Below are 14,644 nucleotides of genomic sequence, written 5' to 3'. Positions count from 1 at the left end.
ATCGTATTTATTCTTTAGAAATGGTTTACTCGGTCAGTCCTTACGACCTATAATCTAGGTATAGATTTAGAAAAGGTAGGAATTAATGTGAAACATTACCACAATCGTTTTTTAGAAAATATAAAAAATCAGCTCGTTCGGTGGGATGAAGTTTCTCAAATTCCTCACCAGGACGTCTATCGTTTTTTACATTCCATTCAAGGCACAAGCGGGATATTAGGATTGCAAGACATTTCAAATAAAGCAGCTGCTCTTGTGCAATCATTACAAGAGGAGAGCGAACGGGTTTGGTCACCTGATGAAGTGAAAAAGTACTGTTTAGAGCTACTACAGCTTTGTTATACGTTTGAAGTAGATTCAACAATTGAGGCTCAGCTCAATACGGAAGTACGGATAAATAAAAATGCTCCTGTCATTTTAGTAGTGGATGATGATGCGGCTTTTTTAATGGTTGTAAAACAAGCGCTGGAAGAAGAAGGCTGGCAAGTAGTACCTAAAACAGATATAAAGCGAGCCGTGCAAAGTTTCTATGAGATTCAACCGGATTGCATTCTAGTGGATGTTTATATGAAAAATGAAACGGGATTTGAACTACTCGATTTTTTTGAGGAACAGTCAAAAAATAGCTTTATTCCGACAATGATGATTAGCATGGATCATTCGAAAAAAACGCGTCTTATGGCTTATGAAAAGGGCGCAGATGATTTTTTGACGAAGGATATGGAAATGGACGAATTAGTTATTCGAATTAAGAGACAGTTGGTACGAAAAAAGAAAGTAGATCAATTGCTGTTAGTGGATGAGTTAACAAAGGTATACAATCGAAAGTTTCTTACACAAATGTACCCAACCCTTCTGGCTAATCAAACGTTGCATGAAGGTCGGTCTTGTTTGGCTGTAGTAGACTTAGATCATTTTAAAAATGTGAATGACAGCTTCGGACATATTGTAGGAGACAAAGTACTCCAAACGTTTGCTCAATTTTTAAGCCGCAACCTTCGGAAAGAAGATTTTATTTGTCGGTACGGAGGTGAGGAGTTTGTGCTGCTTTTTTCAAACCTTTCAATTGAAGAGGCAGAAAGGTCAGTGAACGAGCTTCGTGAGCAATTTTCAATGCTTCTTTTTGACGGAGGAACAGAAAAGTTTTCTTGTACATTTTCGGCGGGACTAGTAGAAATAAAGGACGTTTCTGTTGAGATTGATCAGTGGGTTGACTTAGCAGACGATGCACTTTACGTGGCGAAGGAAAGCGGACGAAATCGGGTAAAGGTTCATCAAGGTTCATCTGCTATTGGGTCCCATCGTACAGATTTGAAAATCGCAGTTGTGGATGATGATCCGATTGCACGGGTAGTAGTCAAAAATACCATTACTAGTTTAGTAGAAGAAATGAATGTTCGGTGTAGCGTTGAAACGTTTAGCGATGGGCAAGATTTTGTCGATTCAAACTTTCACCAACATCCTGCACCATGTATCGTTATTTTAGACGGAGTAATGCCAGGACTGGATGGATTAGAGGTACTCAAACATATTCGTTCTCTATCAACCTCTGATCAATATAAAGTAATTATGCTCACATCAAGACAGACACCTGATGATATTGCAAAAGCGCTTCATCTAGGAGCAGATGATTATATGATTAAACCTTTTTATAATCAAGAGTTAATGGATCGTGTAGAAAAATGGATTTCAAGAAGTTCATATCGGAAGGCGTGATGAAAATGGCGAATATTTTATTGGTAGAAGATGAGGAAGTACTACGTATGTTGGTGGTTGACGTATTAGAAGACGAAGATCATTCCATCGATGAAGCAATTGATGGGGATGAAGCAATCGATTTACTCCAGAAAAATGAGTATGATTTAGTGTTATTAGATTATATGATGCCTGGTAAAACAGGACTAGAGCTAGTACAACATATTCGACAGATGGATCGTAATCAAGATGTGAAAATTATGATGCTATCTGCTAAGAGTCAGCAAGCAGACAAAGAACGTGTAATAAATGCAGGAGCAAATTACTTCATGGCTAAGCCGTATAGTCCAATTGATTTGGTAAAGAGAGTTGAGGAGATTGTAGGTGAGTAACGTAAGCGCTTATTTTAGTAACAGCTTATCTCGAAAATTTTCGCTTGTGATGATGATCTTTATTTGTATCTTTGTTGTTGGGTCAGGTTCGTTAGTCGGTTATCAGCGTTACATGATTAATCACTACGCCGATAACCAGGAGGATTTGCGGGCGAAAAGAAAAGTTGTGCAAGAAATTGGTGCAGCGTTCAATGAAGCCTTTTTCGATTCGAGAGGATATATTGCCTTTGACCGAAAAGATTTAAAGGAAAATGCGCTGAGGCAAGAGGCAGTCATTAATCAGCTACAACAGAAGCTAAAGCCATACATGAAAACGCCTAAAGATAAGGAGTATTTCAATGAAATGAACAGCTTTAGGCAATATTATTTCAAGGACCTGCTGCTTAAGGGTTTTCAGTATCATGAGCGCAATGAACGAGATCAGCTCATTAACCTATCAAAATCAGGTGGGACAAAAAGCGTTGTGACCTTTCAACGTGATTGGGCCAATTTTACGAGTGAGATTAACAAAGAACTTGAAAATGACTTTCTCCAACAAGTAAGCAAGCAATCTCAAATGGAGTTCGCTTTTATTATCTTTATTTTAATTATTTTATTTGCGATTGCATGCATTATTCGCCTGGCAGTCAACCAGATGGGAAAACCACTGAGTACGCTAGCTTCAGCCGCTGAACAGCTAGCAGCGGATGAGGAAGTTGGCGTATTGCTCGATACGAATCGCAAAGACGAAATAGGGAAGTTATCGAGTGCATTTCAGCGAATGGTTCATACGATTCATGAAAAAGAGCAGTACTTAATTGCCCAAAACGATGAGCTCTTAGCACAACAAGAGGAACTCCAAGCACAGCAAACAGAGCTTGAGGAGTTATTAGACCTCACTGAAAAGCGTGAGCAAATGCTGAATCGACGAAATCAGCTCATTAACGGCCTTTCGAATTCGTTAGATAAACAGGAAGTGTTAGAGAGCATTGTGCTTTCAATGTCTGAACTTCTTGGAGCTGACCGAGGAATTGTGTCACTATTTAATAAAGAACGAAGCTATGCGAGTATCGGTGTTTCAGCAGAAGGAGCAAAGCAGTTTTTAAATCATCTATACAATGGCTTAAACGAAAAATTGTTCAAACGAAAAAGAGCGTACACCATTAAACGAGAGCTTGCTCCGTCTGAAAAAGGATTTCACACTGAAGTAGGGTACAGCTATGATGTGTATATCCCTATTCTGTCTTCAAAAGATGAAGTAGAAGCGGTGATGGTATTTAATCGCTTTAGCCATGAGTTTTCAGCGGCGGAAGTAGCTGAATATGAAGGATTAGGAAAGCAAATTGCCATTTCATTAGAAAAAATTACGATGTATGAGAGAGCGGAAAATGACCGCTCGACGTTTCAAAGCATTTTGAATAACGTTCAAGAAGGTATTCAGCTTGTGAATAATGAGGGAGACATCATCACGCTTAATACGAAAATGACGGAGATTCTAACGTGCTCAAGCCATACGAAGGCGACTGCGTGGCAGGAGAATTTGCTTCAACTCGTAAAAGATCCTGATGGTTTGGCACACTATTTTGCCATCGCGTTTAATGAGTCTGATGAAGTGTACACATATCAGCTAAAAGAAGAAACGCAGGTCATTCAAGTGTACGCAACGCCTCTCTACAATGGTAGAGAAAAAATTGGCACGATACTTGTTCATCGAGATATTACAAAAGAGTATGAGATTGATCAGATCAAATCAGAGTTTGTGAGCACCGTTAGTCATGAACTTCGTACACCGCTCTCAAGTATTTTAGGATTTTCAGAACTCATGCTATCTAGAGAGCTGAAGCCTGAGAGACAGAAAAAATATGTTCAAACAATCTATCAGGAAGCACAGCGCTTAACAGCGTTAATTAATGATTTTTTAGATGTGCAGAGGATGGAATCTGGAAAGCAAACGTATGACAAACGATATGGCGATGTGATGCCAGTTATTCAAAGGGTAATTGATCTACAGGAAATAAACGCGAAAGATCATACGTTCCACCTGCAACGAGAGACAGATCAGACCATTATTTTAATGGATGAAGATAAAATCGGGCAGGTGCTGACGAATTTGATTAGCAATGCGGTGAAATATTCTCCCAATGGAAATGACATTACGGTAAGAGTATATGAGCAATCAAATAAGCTTTGTGTAGATGTTATCGATCAAGGACTAGGTATACCAAAAGATGCACTCGATAAATTGTTTACGAAGTTTTACCGAGTAGATAATTCCGATCGTCGTAGAATCGGAGGGACGGGTCTTGGGCTTTCTATCGTAAAAGAAATCGTTAAAGCTCACCAAGGAGAAGTAGAGGTTCAGTCTACGCTCAAAGAAGGAAGTACGTTCACAGTTAAGTTACCATCGGTGCAACAGGCCGAGCAGGAGATAGAAGAGGAGGTACTACTTCCGCAAAGCGCTCATGCACATGTCATGATTATTGAGGATGATATGAGCTTGGCAACCTTGCTAGAGGCAGAGCTTCAAGATAGCAACTTTGCCGTGAAGCACTACAAATCAGGAAGAGAAGCAATGGGTGCGCTTGAGGAGCAAAAACCGGATGCCATTGTGTTAGACATTATGCTGAATGAAAAAGATTTAACGGGTTGGGATGTATTAACGTACTTAAAACAAAGCTCTCGTCTAAAGGATATTCCGATTGTCGTCTCATCTGCATTAGAGGAAAAAGAGAAGGGGATGTCGCTAGGAGCAAGCAGCTACTTAGTAAAGCCATATCAACCGAGCCAATTGTCAAAGTTGATTCTTCAAATCCTGTTAACACAAGAGAAGACAGGTGAGATTTTAATTCCTTCAGAAGAGAAGAGCGAATAATAACTAAAAAGAGTTTCCGCAAAAACGGAAACTCTTTTCTTTATTTACTTTGTAAAAAGTATTTTTCGATATCATCTAGCATTAAATTAGCAGCGATTACCCCACCAGCTGTGTTCCAAATTGAATCGTCTACTTCATGTACATTGCCTTTTTGCGACACGTTCAGCTTTTTAAATAACGGATCATTCAGCCACTCTTTTTGTAGGCTTGAGACTTCTTTATTCGCTGGATCATAAGCGAAGTAGAACAGCACGTCACCGTCCATTGCTGGAATGCGTTCTTTTGTCGCGTTCATTTCTGCAAAATCTGGTTTGTCCTGTGATTCAGGGCGTGCAAATCCTAGTTGATCAAGAATAACTCCAGAGAAGCTATCTTTGTGATAAATACGAACATCACCAGCTGTGAAGCGTACGATCGATACTTTTTGTTGAAGTTTATCTCCAAGTTTTCCTTTTAAGTCCTGAATGCGTTGATCGAAATCAGCAATCACTTTGTTTCCTTTTTCCTCTTTATTAACGGCCTTTGCATAAAGCTTGAAGTTTTCCTTCCAATCGCCACGAAGCTCATCTGAGAAGACAGTTGGTGCAATTGCATTGAGCTGATCGTAGATTTTTTCTTGACGCTGTTTGTTTCCGATAATTAAATCTGGTTTTAAAGAAGCGATGGTTTCTAAGCTTGGTTCACTTTCTGTACCAACACTCTTCACATCCTTCATGTCTTTCTTAATATGGTCATACCAAGGGTTACCAGCCCAAGACTGAACGGCTCCAACAGGTGTTACCCCCATTGAAAGTAGAGCCTCTGTACCTTCATTTGTTAAGACGACAATTCGTTTCGGATTTTCTTTTATTTTAGATGTTCCCATCGTATGTTTCACTGTATAGGTAGCAGCGCTCTTTGAGTCATCTTTGCTTTCGGATTTGTTGTCACTGCTATTGCCACAAGCGGCTAGCACGACGAGTAAAAGAGCAGTAAAAACAGCTAGTAGTGTAGAATATGTACGTTTCATCTTAAACCCCCATAATTGATAATGATTTTCAATAACAATTAAAGAATAATGGATAAATGAGTAAAAAGTCAATAACTAATTGAAAATGATTTTCAAACTCATTGACAGAGTGCGAGCGTTACCATAAAATTTTAATTGAGAATAAATCTTAATCAACACGTTTGAACGTGACCTATAAAAAGAGAAAAAAGCTACATAGGGAGAGATAGGAGTTTAAAGCATGTTGCTACAAACAAGAAATGCACGAATTGTAGGATTAGTGGGGGGGCTTTTGTTACTCACTGTTTGTGCCGTTGCAAGCATCGTAATGGGGTATACGCACACAAGTTTAAAAATGGCCTATGATGCGTTTCAACATAATAATGGATCAACGGAGCACCTTGTCATTCAGAATGTTCGTTTGCCACGAGCTCTCATCGCGGCAACAGTAGGAGCAAGCCTTGGGATAGCAGGGGCGTTAATGCAAGCATTAACGAAAAATCCGCTTGCTTCACCAGATATTATGGGAGTGAATGCAGGAGCAAGCTTCTTTATTGTGGTGGGCTTCATGCTGTTTTCACTCAATTCACTACAAGCATTTGCTTGGGTAGCATTTCTAGGAGCTGCGGTTGCTGCAATGATCGTATATCTACTAGGAGCGACAGGAGCAGAAGGTCTAACACCAATCCGCCTAACGCTAGCAGGAGCAGCAATTGCAGCGATGTTTTCCTCGCTGACACAAGGACTTCTGGTCCTCGATGAAACGTCATTAGAACAAGTACTATTTTGGCTTGCAGGTTCTGTACAGGGACGCAAGTTATCCATTCTATGGTCGGTGTTCCCTTATATCGCAGTTGCGATTGTAGTATCCTTTTTCATCGCTCAAAAAATTAACATTTTAACAATGGGAGACGGAGTAGCAAAAGGATTAGGACAGCGGACAGGTACACTAAAAGTTGTCACCGCTCTTATTATTGTGGTTTTGTCAGGTGGTGCTGTTGCCATTGCAGGTCCTATTACCTTTATTGGCATTATCATTCCTCATATCGTCCGCTTTTTGGTTGGTCACGACTATCGCTGGATCTTGCCTTACAGTGCAGCCGTTGGCGGAATTTTTCTTCTAATCGCAGACATAGGTGCAAGATACGTCATTATGCCTGAAGAAGTTCCGGTAGGAGTCATGACGGCGATTGTCGGAACACCGTTTTTCATCTACATCGCACGTAAAGGAGGACAACAATCATGAACAAATTTAAAGCCGTCAGGATGGGTCATTTCTCTACGCTCATTCATCAAAAGGTCATCTTTACGATTGCGGTCTTTTTCTTTCTTTTACTCGTTGTTTTTCTTTTAAGTACGGGAATGGGGGAAACGTTTTTCAACCCGTGGATTGTAGCAAAGACGGTACTAGGGTACGGAGATTCCTTTCATGAGCTGGTCATCAATTCTTTTCGACTTCCTCGTATTGTCATGGCTCTTTTAGTTGGGATGAGCCTCGGTGTAGCGGGAGCAATTCTACAAGGTTTGGTGCGCAACCCGTTAGCAGCTCCAGACATGATGGGTATTACAGGAGGAGCATCTGTTGGAGTGGTGCTGTTTTTATCCCTATTCAGTAATAAAAGCAACTCGTTAACTGTTAGCATTGAGTGGATGCCGGTGAGTGCGTTTCTTGGCGCATTACTGGTTACACTAATCTTATATATGTTATCTTGGAAAAAGGGAGTTTATCCTCTTACACTTGTTCTTGTAGGCGTGGGGTTATGGGCGATAACAAAAGCCTTTACGACCTTATTTATGATACTAGGGCCTATTTATCAAGCAAGCCAAGCAAATATTTGGATTACAGGAACGGTGTACGGAGCGAATTGGCGTAATATCGCTGTGCTTGCTCCCATCACATTTGTACTACTAATAATTAGTTTTGTGTTGAGTCGCATTATTAATATACATGAGCTTGGAGAGGATTTAGCTCAAAATGCAGGGAGTAAGGTGCAAAAGCATCGTTTACTTCTGCTTATTTTGTGCACGGGGTTGGTCGGAAGTGCCGTTGCCTTTGCGGGCGGTATCGGGTTTGTTGGACTAATGGCGCCACATATCGCAAGGCGTTTAGTCGGCTCCTCTTTTGGCGCATTGTTACCATTGACCGCTTTAATTGGTGCTCTGCTGGTTATTATCGCCGATACGATTGGACGAACAGCGTTTCTACCTGTTGAGGTTCCAGCAGGGGTCTTTACAGCAGCGATCGGCGCACCGTACTTTATTTTTCTACTATTCCGCTCGAAAAAATAAATGAAAGATATCACGAAAGGAGAACGGATGAGATGAGTGCATTAGAAACCAATTCCCTTACTCTGTCGTATGGTGAGACCGTTATTATAAATGAATTGGACTTACAAATTCCGAAAGGTGAGGTAAGTGTGTTTATCGGAAGCAATGGGTGCGGGAAATCAACGTTACTTCGCTCATTGGCTCGGCTATTAAAACCGAAGCAGGGCTCCATTATTCTTGAGGGAGAAAAAATTTCATCTCTTCCAACGAAGGAGATTGCCAAGCAGCTGGCTATTTTACCACAGGGTCCTGTTGCACCTGAAGGATTAACTGTGCTACAGCTTGTCAAGCAAGGTCGTTATCCGTATCAAACGTGGTTCCGCCAATGGTCAGAGGAAGATGAGGAGAAAGTCTACGAAGCACTTGCAGCTACGCGGATGCTTGAACTTGCTGATCGACCTGTTGACTCGTTATCTGGCGGTCAGCGTCAGCGTGCATGGATTGCCATGACGCTTGCACAAGACACAGACGTTATTTTATTGGATGAACCAACTACCTACTTAGACATGACGCATCAAATTGAAATTTTAGATTTGTTGTTTGAATTAAATGAAAAGGAAAACCGTACGATTGTAATGGTGCTGCATGATTTAAATTTAGCGTGTCGTTACGCTCATAATTTAGTTGCGATTCAAAATCAGCAGGTTTATGCGCAAGGAAAACCAGAAGAGGTTGTTACAAAAGCGCTTGTAAAGGACGTATTTGAGATGGACTGCGAAGTATCATTTGATCCTATTTTTGGTACACCTCTTTGCATTCCACACGGGAAAGGTCGTTACGTCCAGCAAAAAGTGAGCGTGTGACATGATACAGTCTTTAAACAAAGATCAGGTGCGGTCTTTGGGTAAATTTCGTTTAGTGAGCGAGCGTACTGACGCCCTCATTAGGATTTCTGGAACAAGTCTTTTAAAAAGCGAACAGTTAAAAGGCGTACTGAAGTCCTTGCAAGAATACCTAGCGCTACCTTCCTTAAAAGTAGCCGCTTCTATCTTTGTGAAGCGGTACAGTTTTTTTATCCTAGTGCACTTTTATGCGTTAAGCGCATGGAAGCAGCGATTACTATTAAGCGCTGAAGACATTGAGCTAGAGGTGGGAAATGAACGAGAACGTTTGTGGATTCCATCCTTTTATGCTTCGGGGGTTTCATATGAAATGGTACCAGAGTTTAACCATCTTTCTTCACTTGAAGCAATCATTGAAACCCATATTGTACCGATCTTTCATCAGCTACAGTCGTTAACAAACATACCTCAAAAAGTGATGTGGGAAAACCTCTACGTGTATGTCAAGTGGATGTATGAGCAGCTGTTAGAAGACGACACCTTATCTTCTATTCATAAGTGGATACAAGCAGATTACGATTATTTAATGGATGAAGCACAAGGGGCGCTCTTTGGAGCAGTTCACAATCCTTTTAAGCAGTTTCGTTCTCTGCAAGGGAAGCGACAAACGTGTTGCTATTCCTATTGCATGGAGAAAAAGAAATATTGCAGCAGCTGCCCCATTATAAACGATCAAAAGGAGGAGAAAAGAAATGAATCAAACGTTTCTCGAGCAATTTGATGGTTTAATTGAGAAATATACAGAGCTTATGGTAGGGGAAGAGAGCAAGGAGCTACAGGAAAAAATCAAAATATGGGCATTGTATACCCACATTGCTAAATCCATGCCACCTTTAGCAAAGCATTGGAATGAGACATATCCAGATGCCAAAGATGAGCTCCGTAAGCTCATTCATGAAATTAAAGAACTGAATGAATCTCATCGTGCAAAAAAAGAATAGAGTAAAAAAACGTCATCCCCATGCAATCATTGTTGAGGGGATGACGTTTTAATATATTAGTGATGAGGGAATTGGTTTGTATAGCCTGAAAACTGCTCGTACGTTTGCTGAAGCTGCTGCTGGTCCGCTGCCTCTACGCCGTACCATCCCTTTTTGAACATTAGGTTGTATAGCTCGCGCTGACAGTTCTGTGTTTCAGTGAAAATACCTAATACTTCTTGGTAAAGAGCATCATGGCTAAATTCATTTAGAGCTGTGCAATAAGAAGCAGTCATATATTTTTCAGTTGCTAAAAGATCATTGATATAGTCACGGTCATTCATTTCGGGTGTTTTCGGTACTTGTGTTTCTGGGTTTTTAATTTTCTTTTGATTCATATGTATCTCTCCTTATTGAAGGGGCATTTGAGAAGCTTTTTGACCATTTTCTAAATAGTTAAGAATTTGTCCGTAGTGACGCTGATGCATTTGTGCGACTTTTTGAAGAGCAGCTGCAATTTCCTGATCCTGACATTCTTTTGCAAAGTGATTTGCTTTTTTGATCGAAAGCAGGTTCCAAGACATCATGTCAGACAAATAAAAAGCGTCTTTAGATGAAATCACTTGAGGTGGTGTAGACATCATTCCTTGTTGGTTCATCTTTTCAGACGACATATTTTCCTGTTGCATATGAAGACCTCCCACATAAAATAATTATCATGACATAGTGTGTAGCAAACCTTCTTGCCTTATTCAGCCAAAATACGACAAAATCTTCAAAATAATATATTCAAATAATGAAAAAAATGCTAAAATTATAATAATAGAAGTATCTATTTATTGAGGATATGCGCATCACGCAAGGGGACAGGAGGAATCGCAATGGAGCAAGCAATGAGAGATTTCTTTTTATTTTTATCAAAGAATAGAGCGCTTACAAAAATGGCGAAAAGGTATGGACTTCGCTTCGGGGCAGCCCGATTTGTTGCAGGAGAAACAATTGATCTTGCATCAAATGTCATTCAAAGCTTAAATGCAAAGGGACTTGATGTGACGATCGATTATTTAGGGGAATTTGTGGATAATGAGGCAGAAGCAAATGAAATGGCCGATCAGTCTATTGAAGCAATTAAAGCCATTGGAAGACAGAACTTAACAGCACAGCTTTCACTTAAAATGACGTCCATGGGGTTAGATATTTCGGATGAGGTTGTATTACGAAATATGCGACGTATATTAGAAGCAGCGACTGAAAACGGGGTATTTGTTACAATTGATATGGAAGATTACAGTCGTTGTGGTAAGACGATCGAAATCTTTAAGCAATTAAAATCAGAGTATGACAACATCGGAACGGTTATTCAGGCTTATTTATACCGCACGGAACAGGACATTGCTGATTTGAATGCGTACAAACCAAATCTTCGTCTTGTTAAAGGGGCTTATAAAGAATCGCCATCTGTTGCGTTTCCAGAGAAAAAAGATGTGGATGAGAACTTCAAAAAAATCATCCGTCAGCATTTAGAAAATGGAAACTACGCGGCGGTAGCTACGCATGATGATGCGATTATTGACTATACAAAACAAGTAGTAAAAGAACTAGGAATTTCAAACGACCAGTTCGAATTCCAAATGCTTTACGGTATTCGCACAGAACGCCAGGAGCAGCTTGTAAAAGAAGGGTATAAAATGAGAGTTTATGTACCATACGGAACAGATTGGTACGGATATTTCATGCGACGTTTAGCAGAACGTCCAGCGAATGTAGCCTTCGTGTTAAAAGGAATGGTAAAAAAATAAATGGTGAGGAGGAGAAGGCTTTTTTGCCTGTTTCCTCCTTACCTTTTTTAGTCTTGTTGCATATTATGTTTAGTGTACTGCTGATTTTGAGAGGTCTTTTTTCCACCTCTATCGCGTTCGCTACCAGGGCCAGCGTTACCTTTTACGCTTGCAGCGCTAACGCCAGCTTTAGAAGGATTTTTATCTAAGTGTGCCATGTTTTCACCCCGCTCTCCTCAATACGAGCCTAAATTTTTCAGAGGAATCCTCGTCGCTTAGACCGACTAAAAATGAAGAGGATTCATCCTTAACGTAACCATCTTTTAAGAAAACATGAAAAGAACGTAGTAAATATATTGCGAAAATTTTCTAAATGTTTTATATTATTAATAGAGATGGGAATCATCAAATATTTTTTTAAGCAAAAAATGAATGAATGTTCATTCGTTAAAAGGGGGAGTTGTGATGAACCTTCGTATCAAGAAGGCAGCAGTTCTTGGATCTGGGGTGATGGGAGCAGGTATTGCAGCACATTTAGCTAATGTAGGAATCCCGACATTGTTATTGGACATTGTTCCAAAACAAGTCACACCACAGGAAGAGAAGAAGGGTTTAACGCTAGAAGATAAGGTAGTTCGAAATCGTATTAGTAGTGATGCGGTAAAGCGTTTATTAAAACAAAAACCAGCACCACTTACCTCTAAACAAAATCTGGCATTGATTCAACCAGGGAACTTAGAAGATGATTTACATCTATTAAGTGACTGTGACTGGGTAATTGAAGTTGTTGTTGAAAACCTTGAAGTAAAGCAGCAGCTATTTTCAAAAATAGACGCTGTTCGTAAGCCAGGTAGTATTATTAGTTCAAATACATCTGGTATTTCTGTACATGCGATGGCAGAAGGGCGCTCTGAAGATTTCAAAGCAAACTTCCTAGGGACACACTTTTTTAACCCGCCACGCTATTTAAAACTATTAGAAGTTATTCCAACTAAAGATACAAAAGATGAAGTCGTTTCATTTATGAAAACATTCGGTGAAGATGTATTAGGAAAAGGTGTTGTATTAGCAAAAGATACGCCAAATTTCATCGCCAACCGAATTGGGACATATGGTTTACTAATTACCGTGCAAGAAATGTTAAACAAAGGATACAGCGTTGGAGAAGTAGATTCTGTAACAGGGCCACTAATCGGTCGCCCGAAGAGTGCGACATTCCGCACGCTTGATGTTGTAGGACTAGACACTTTCGTTCACGTAGCAAAAAACGTGTATGACAAGGTGGATGGAAAAGAAAAAGAAGCGTTTGACGTTCCTGCTTTCATGAAAGAAATGCTGGAAAAAGGCTGGCTTGGAAGCAAGTCTGGTCAAGGATTCTTCTTAAAACAAGGAAAAGAGATTGTTGAGTTAAATCCTCATACGCTTGAATACGAAGAGCGCAAAAAATTAAAAACAGCATCAACTGAAATGAGCAAGCAGGCCAAGGGCTTACAAAACAAAATGAAAGCGCTTATATATGCAGATGATCGTGCCGGAACATTGCTTTGGAACATCATCAGCCCTGTATTGCTATACTCCGCACAGCTTACAAAGGAAATTGCTGACGACATCGTGGCGATTGACCAAGCGATGAAGTGGGGATTCGGTTGGGAACTTGGCCCGTTCGAAACATGGGATGCAATTGGGTTACAGCGCTCAGTTGAAAAAATGAAAGAAGAAGGCCATGACGTTCCAGCATGGATTCATGACATGTTAAAAGCTGGCTTTACAGAGTTTTATAAAAAAGTAGATGGAAAAACAGTTTACTTTGACAACGGTGAATACAAGCCGGTTCAAGAAAACAAAAAGGTCATTCATCTACAAACCTTAAAAAATGAAAACAAAGTTATTAAGAAAAATAGCGGCGCAAGCTTAATTGATTTGGGAGATGGCATTGCGGGGCTTCAATTTACCTCACCGAACAATGCAATCGGAATGGATATTATCCAAATGATTAACTATGCGGTGGATGAAGTAGAAAAGAACTATAAGGGACTTGTAATTGGAAATCAGGCGAAAAACTTCTGTGTTGGTGCAAACCTTGCACTTATTCTCATGGAAGCACAAGACGATAACTTCTTTGAAATCGAAATGGTCGTAAAGAACTTCCAAAACGCGATGATGAAGTTAAAATATTTAAATCGTCCTGTTGTTGCGGCACCATTCGGGATGACGCTTGGTGGCGGAACGGAAATTTGTTTACCATCCTCGAAAATTCAAGCATCTAGTGAAACATACATGGGGCTTGTAGAGGTAGGAGTCGGTCTGATCCCAGGCGGAGGCGGTAACAAAGAGCTATACATTAAGCAGTTAAGCGGTCTTCCAAACGGTGTGGAAGTAGACTTGCAGAAAGTGGCAAATAAAGTCTTTGAAACGATTGCGACAGCAAAAGTATCTACATCCGCAGCAGAAGCGCGTGATTTAAACTTCTTAAATCGCTTTGACGGCATCAGCATTAACGGCGATCACTTGTTACACGATGCGAAGCAGTCCGCTATTTCGCTGTATGACAATGGCTACCAAGCGCCGGTTCGTAAGAAGATTCCGGTTGTTGGTGAAACAGGTTACGCAACGCTGTTACTTGGTGCACAAACAATGAAGTATTCCGGTTATATTTCAGATCATGACTATAAAATCGCTGACAAGCTAGCATATGTTTTAGCTGGTGGAACAGTTCCTTATGGAACAGAAGTGGATGAGCAATATTTATTAGATCTTGAACGAGAAGCCTTCCTAAGTTTAGTAGGGGAAGCGAAATCTCAACAGCGCATGCAGCACATGTTAGTAAAAGGCAAACCATTACGTAACTAA

General features: G+C 40.3%; 14 protein-coding genes. 10 read left to right on the top strand and 4 right to left on the bottom strand.

All coding sequences use genetic code 11. From position 1 onward, the window contains the following. Positions 1 to 87 precede the first annotated feature (87 nt). The 3 genes from IE339_RS21765 to IE339_RS21755 are packed head-to-tail and all read left to right on the top strand — an operon-like array spanning position 88 to position 4,938. Positions 88 to 1,716, top strand: a complete 1,629-nt coding sequence (locus IE339_RS21765) for a diguanylate cyclase (RefSeq protein ID WP_242171238.1) — start codon at positions 88 to 90, stop codon at positions 1,714 to 1,716. 5 nt (positions 1,717 to 1,721) lie between these two features. Beyond that, positions 1,722 to 2,087, top strand: a complete 366-nt coding sequence (locus IE339_RS21760) for a response regulator transcription factor (protein ID WP_242171229.1) — start codon at positions 1,722 to 1,724, stop codon at positions 2,085 to 2,087. After that, entirely contained in the window at positions 2,080 to 4,938 is a 2,859-nt protein-coding gene (locus IE339_RS21755) for an ATP-binding protein (RefSeq protein ID WP_242171226.1), read from the top strand. Before IE339_RS21760 ends, IE339_RS21755 begins: the two co-directional genes overlap by 8 nt. A gap of 40 nt (positions 4,939 to 4,978) precedes the next feature. On the opposite strand, the gene IE339_RS21750 is transcribed toward IE339_RS21755, so the two are convergent. Beyond that, on the bottom strand, positions 4,979 to 5,947 hold the full coding sequence (locus IE339_RS21750) for an ABC transporter substrate-binding protein (RefSeq protein ID WP_242171223.1): 969 nt from the start codon (positions 5,945 to 5,947) through the stop codon (positions 4,979 to 4,981). A 220-nt stretch (positions 5,948 to 6,167) separates the two neighbouring features. Here IE339_RS21750 and IE339_RS21745 point away from each other — a divergent pair, with 220 nt between their 5' ends. Genes IE339_RS21745 through IE339_RS21725 form a run of 5 tightly spaced genes read left to right on the top strand, consistent with a single transcriptional unit; the run spans position 6,168 to position 10,037 of the window. Continuing rightward, positions 6,168 to 7,172: a FecCD family ABC transporter permease gene (locus tag IE339_RS21745; protein ID WP_242171199.1), complete on the top strand. Its 1,005-nt coding sequence runs from the start codon at positions 6,168 to 6,170 to the stop codon at positions 7,170 to 7,172. Continuing rightward, a complete protein-coding gene (locus tag IE339_RS21740) occupies positions 7,169 to 8,215 on the top strand; it encodes a FecCD family ABC transporter permease (protein ID WP_242171197.1) in 1,047 nt (348 codons plus the stop codon). Before IE339_RS21745 ends, IE339_RS21740 begins: the two co-directional genes overlap by 4 nt. A gap of 32 nt (positions 8,216 to 8,247) precedes the next feature. Beyond that, the gene (locus tag IE339_RS21735) at positions 8,248 to 9,057 is read left to right on the top strand and encodes an ABC transporter ATP-binding protein (RefSeq protein ID WP_053403541.1); all 810 of its coding nucleotides are present in this window, start codon (positions 8,248 to 8,250) and stop codon (positions 9,055 to 9,057) included. Between the two features lie 37 nt (positions 9,058 to 9,094). Then, complete coding sequence (locus tag IE339_RS21730; RefSeq protein WP_242171195.1) at positions 9,095 to 9,817, top strand: IucA/IucC family C-terminal-domain containing protein; 723 nt, start codon at positions 9,095 to 9,097, stop codon at positions 9,815 to 9,817. Next, a complete protein-coding gene (locus IE339_RS21725; protein ID WP_242171188.1) occupies positions 9,789 to 10,037 on the top strand; it encodes a YusU family protein in 249 nt (82 codons plus the stop codon). The genes IE339_RS21730 and IE339_RS21725 overlap by 29 nt, the downstream gene beginning before the upstream one ends. 56 nt (positions 10,038 to 10,093) lie before the next feature. Here the strand turns inward: IE339_RS21725 and IE339_RS21720 are convergent, their stop codons facing one another. Together IE339_RS21720 and IE339_RS21715 are read right to left on the bottom strand one after the other, a co-directional pair. Further along, positions 10,094 to 10,414 carry a spore coat protein gene (locus IE339_RS21720; RefSeq protein ID WP_242171185.1) on the bottom strand — a complete coding sequence of 107 codons (321 nt, stop codon included), beginning with the start codon at positions 10,412 to 10,414 and terminating at the stop codon, positions 10,094 to 10,096. A 12-nt stretch (positions 10,415 to 10,426) separates the two neighbouring features. Continuing rightward, on the bottom strand, positions 10,427 to 10,705 hold the full coding sequence (locus IE339_RS21715) for a hypothetical protein (protein ID WP_242171182.1): 279 nt from the start codon (positions 10,703 to 10,705) through the stop codon (positions 10,427 to 10,429). 192 nt (positions 10,706 to 10,897) lie between these two features. Between IE339_RS21715 and IE339_RS21710 the strand changes: the two genes are divergently transcribed. Then, the gene (locus tag IE339_RS21710; protein WP_242171180.1) at positions 10,898 to 11,815 is read left to right on the top strand and encodes a proline dehydrogenase family protein; all 918 of its coding nucleotides are present in this window, start codon (positions 10,898 to 10,900) and stop codon (positions 11,813 to 11,815) included. 47 nt (positions 11,816 to 11,862) lie between these two features. On the opposite strand, the gene IE339_RS21705 is transcribed toward IE339_RS21710, so the two are convergent. Further along, complete coding sequence (locus tag IE339_RS21705) at positions 11,863 to 12,012, bottom strand: YuzL family protein (RefSeq protein WP_083446663.1); 150 nt, start codon at positions 12,010 to 12,012, stop codon at positions 11,863 to 11,865. 247 nt (positions 12,013 to 12,259) lie between these two features. Here IE339_RS21705 and IE339_RS21700 point away from each other — a divergent pair, with 247 nt between their 5' ends. Further along, the gene (locus IE339_RS21700) at positions 12,260 to 14,644 is read left to right on the top strand and encodes a 3-hydroxyacyl-CoA dehydrogenase/enoyl-CoA hydratase family protein (protein ID WP_242171168.1); all 2,385 of its coding nucleotides are present in this window, start codon (positions 12,260 to 12,262) and stop codon (positions 14,642 to 14,644) included.

The sequence above is a fragment of the Priestia koreensis genome, from assembly GCF_022646885.1.
In the GTDB taxonomy this organism is placed as follows: domain Bacteria; phylum Bacillota; class Bacilli; order Bacillales; family Bacillaceae_H; genus Bacillus_AG; species Bacillus_AG koreensis_A.
The sequence above is the reverse complement of the archived record's forward strand: the minus strand, read 5'-3'. Positions and strand labels throughout refer to the sequence as shown.

Coding starts and splice junctions, on each gene's coding strand:
- IE339_RS21760 (WP_242171229.1), top strand. CDS start 1,722: ATGGCGAATATTTTATTGGTAGAAGATGAGGAAGTACTACGTATGTTG.
- IE339_RS21750 (WP_242171223.1), bottom strand. CDS start 5,947: ATGAAACGTACATATTCTACACTACTAGCTGTTTTTACTGCTCTTTTA.
- IE339_RS21745 (WP_242171199.1), top strand. CDS start 6,168: ATGTTGCTACAAACAAGAAATGCACGAATTGTAGGATTAGTGGGGGGG.
- IE339_RS21740 (WP_242171197.1), top strand. CDS start 7,169: ATGAACAAATTTAAAGCCGTCAGGATGGGTCATTTCTCTACGCTCATT.
- IE339_RS21735 (WP_053403541.1), top strand. CDS start 8,248: ATGAGTGCATTAGAAACCAATTCCCTTACTCTGTCGTATGGTGAGACC.
- IE339_RS21725 (WP_242171188.1), top strand. CDS start 9,789: ATGAATCAAACGTTTCTCGAGCAATTTGATGGTTTAATTGAGAAATAT.
- IE339_RS21720 (WP_242171185.1), bottom strand. CDS start 10,414: ATGAATCAAAAGAAAATTAAAAACCCAGAAACACAAGTACCGAAAACA.
- IE339_RS21715 (WP_242171182.1), bottom strand. CDS start 10,705: ATGCAACAGGAAAATATGTCGTCTGAAAAGATGAACCAACAAGGAATG.
- IE339_RS21710 (WP_242171180.1), top strand. CDS start 10,898: ATGGAGCAAGCAATGAGAGATTTCTTTTTATTTTTATCAAAGAATAGA.
- IE339_RS21705 (WP_083446663.1), bottom strand. CDS start 12,012: ATGGCACACTTAGATAAAAATCCTTCTAAAGCTGGCGTTAGCGCTGCA.
- IE339_RS21700 (WP_242171168.1), top strand. CDS start 12,260: ATGAACCTTCGTATCAAGAAGGCAGCAGTTCTTGGATCTGGGGTGATG.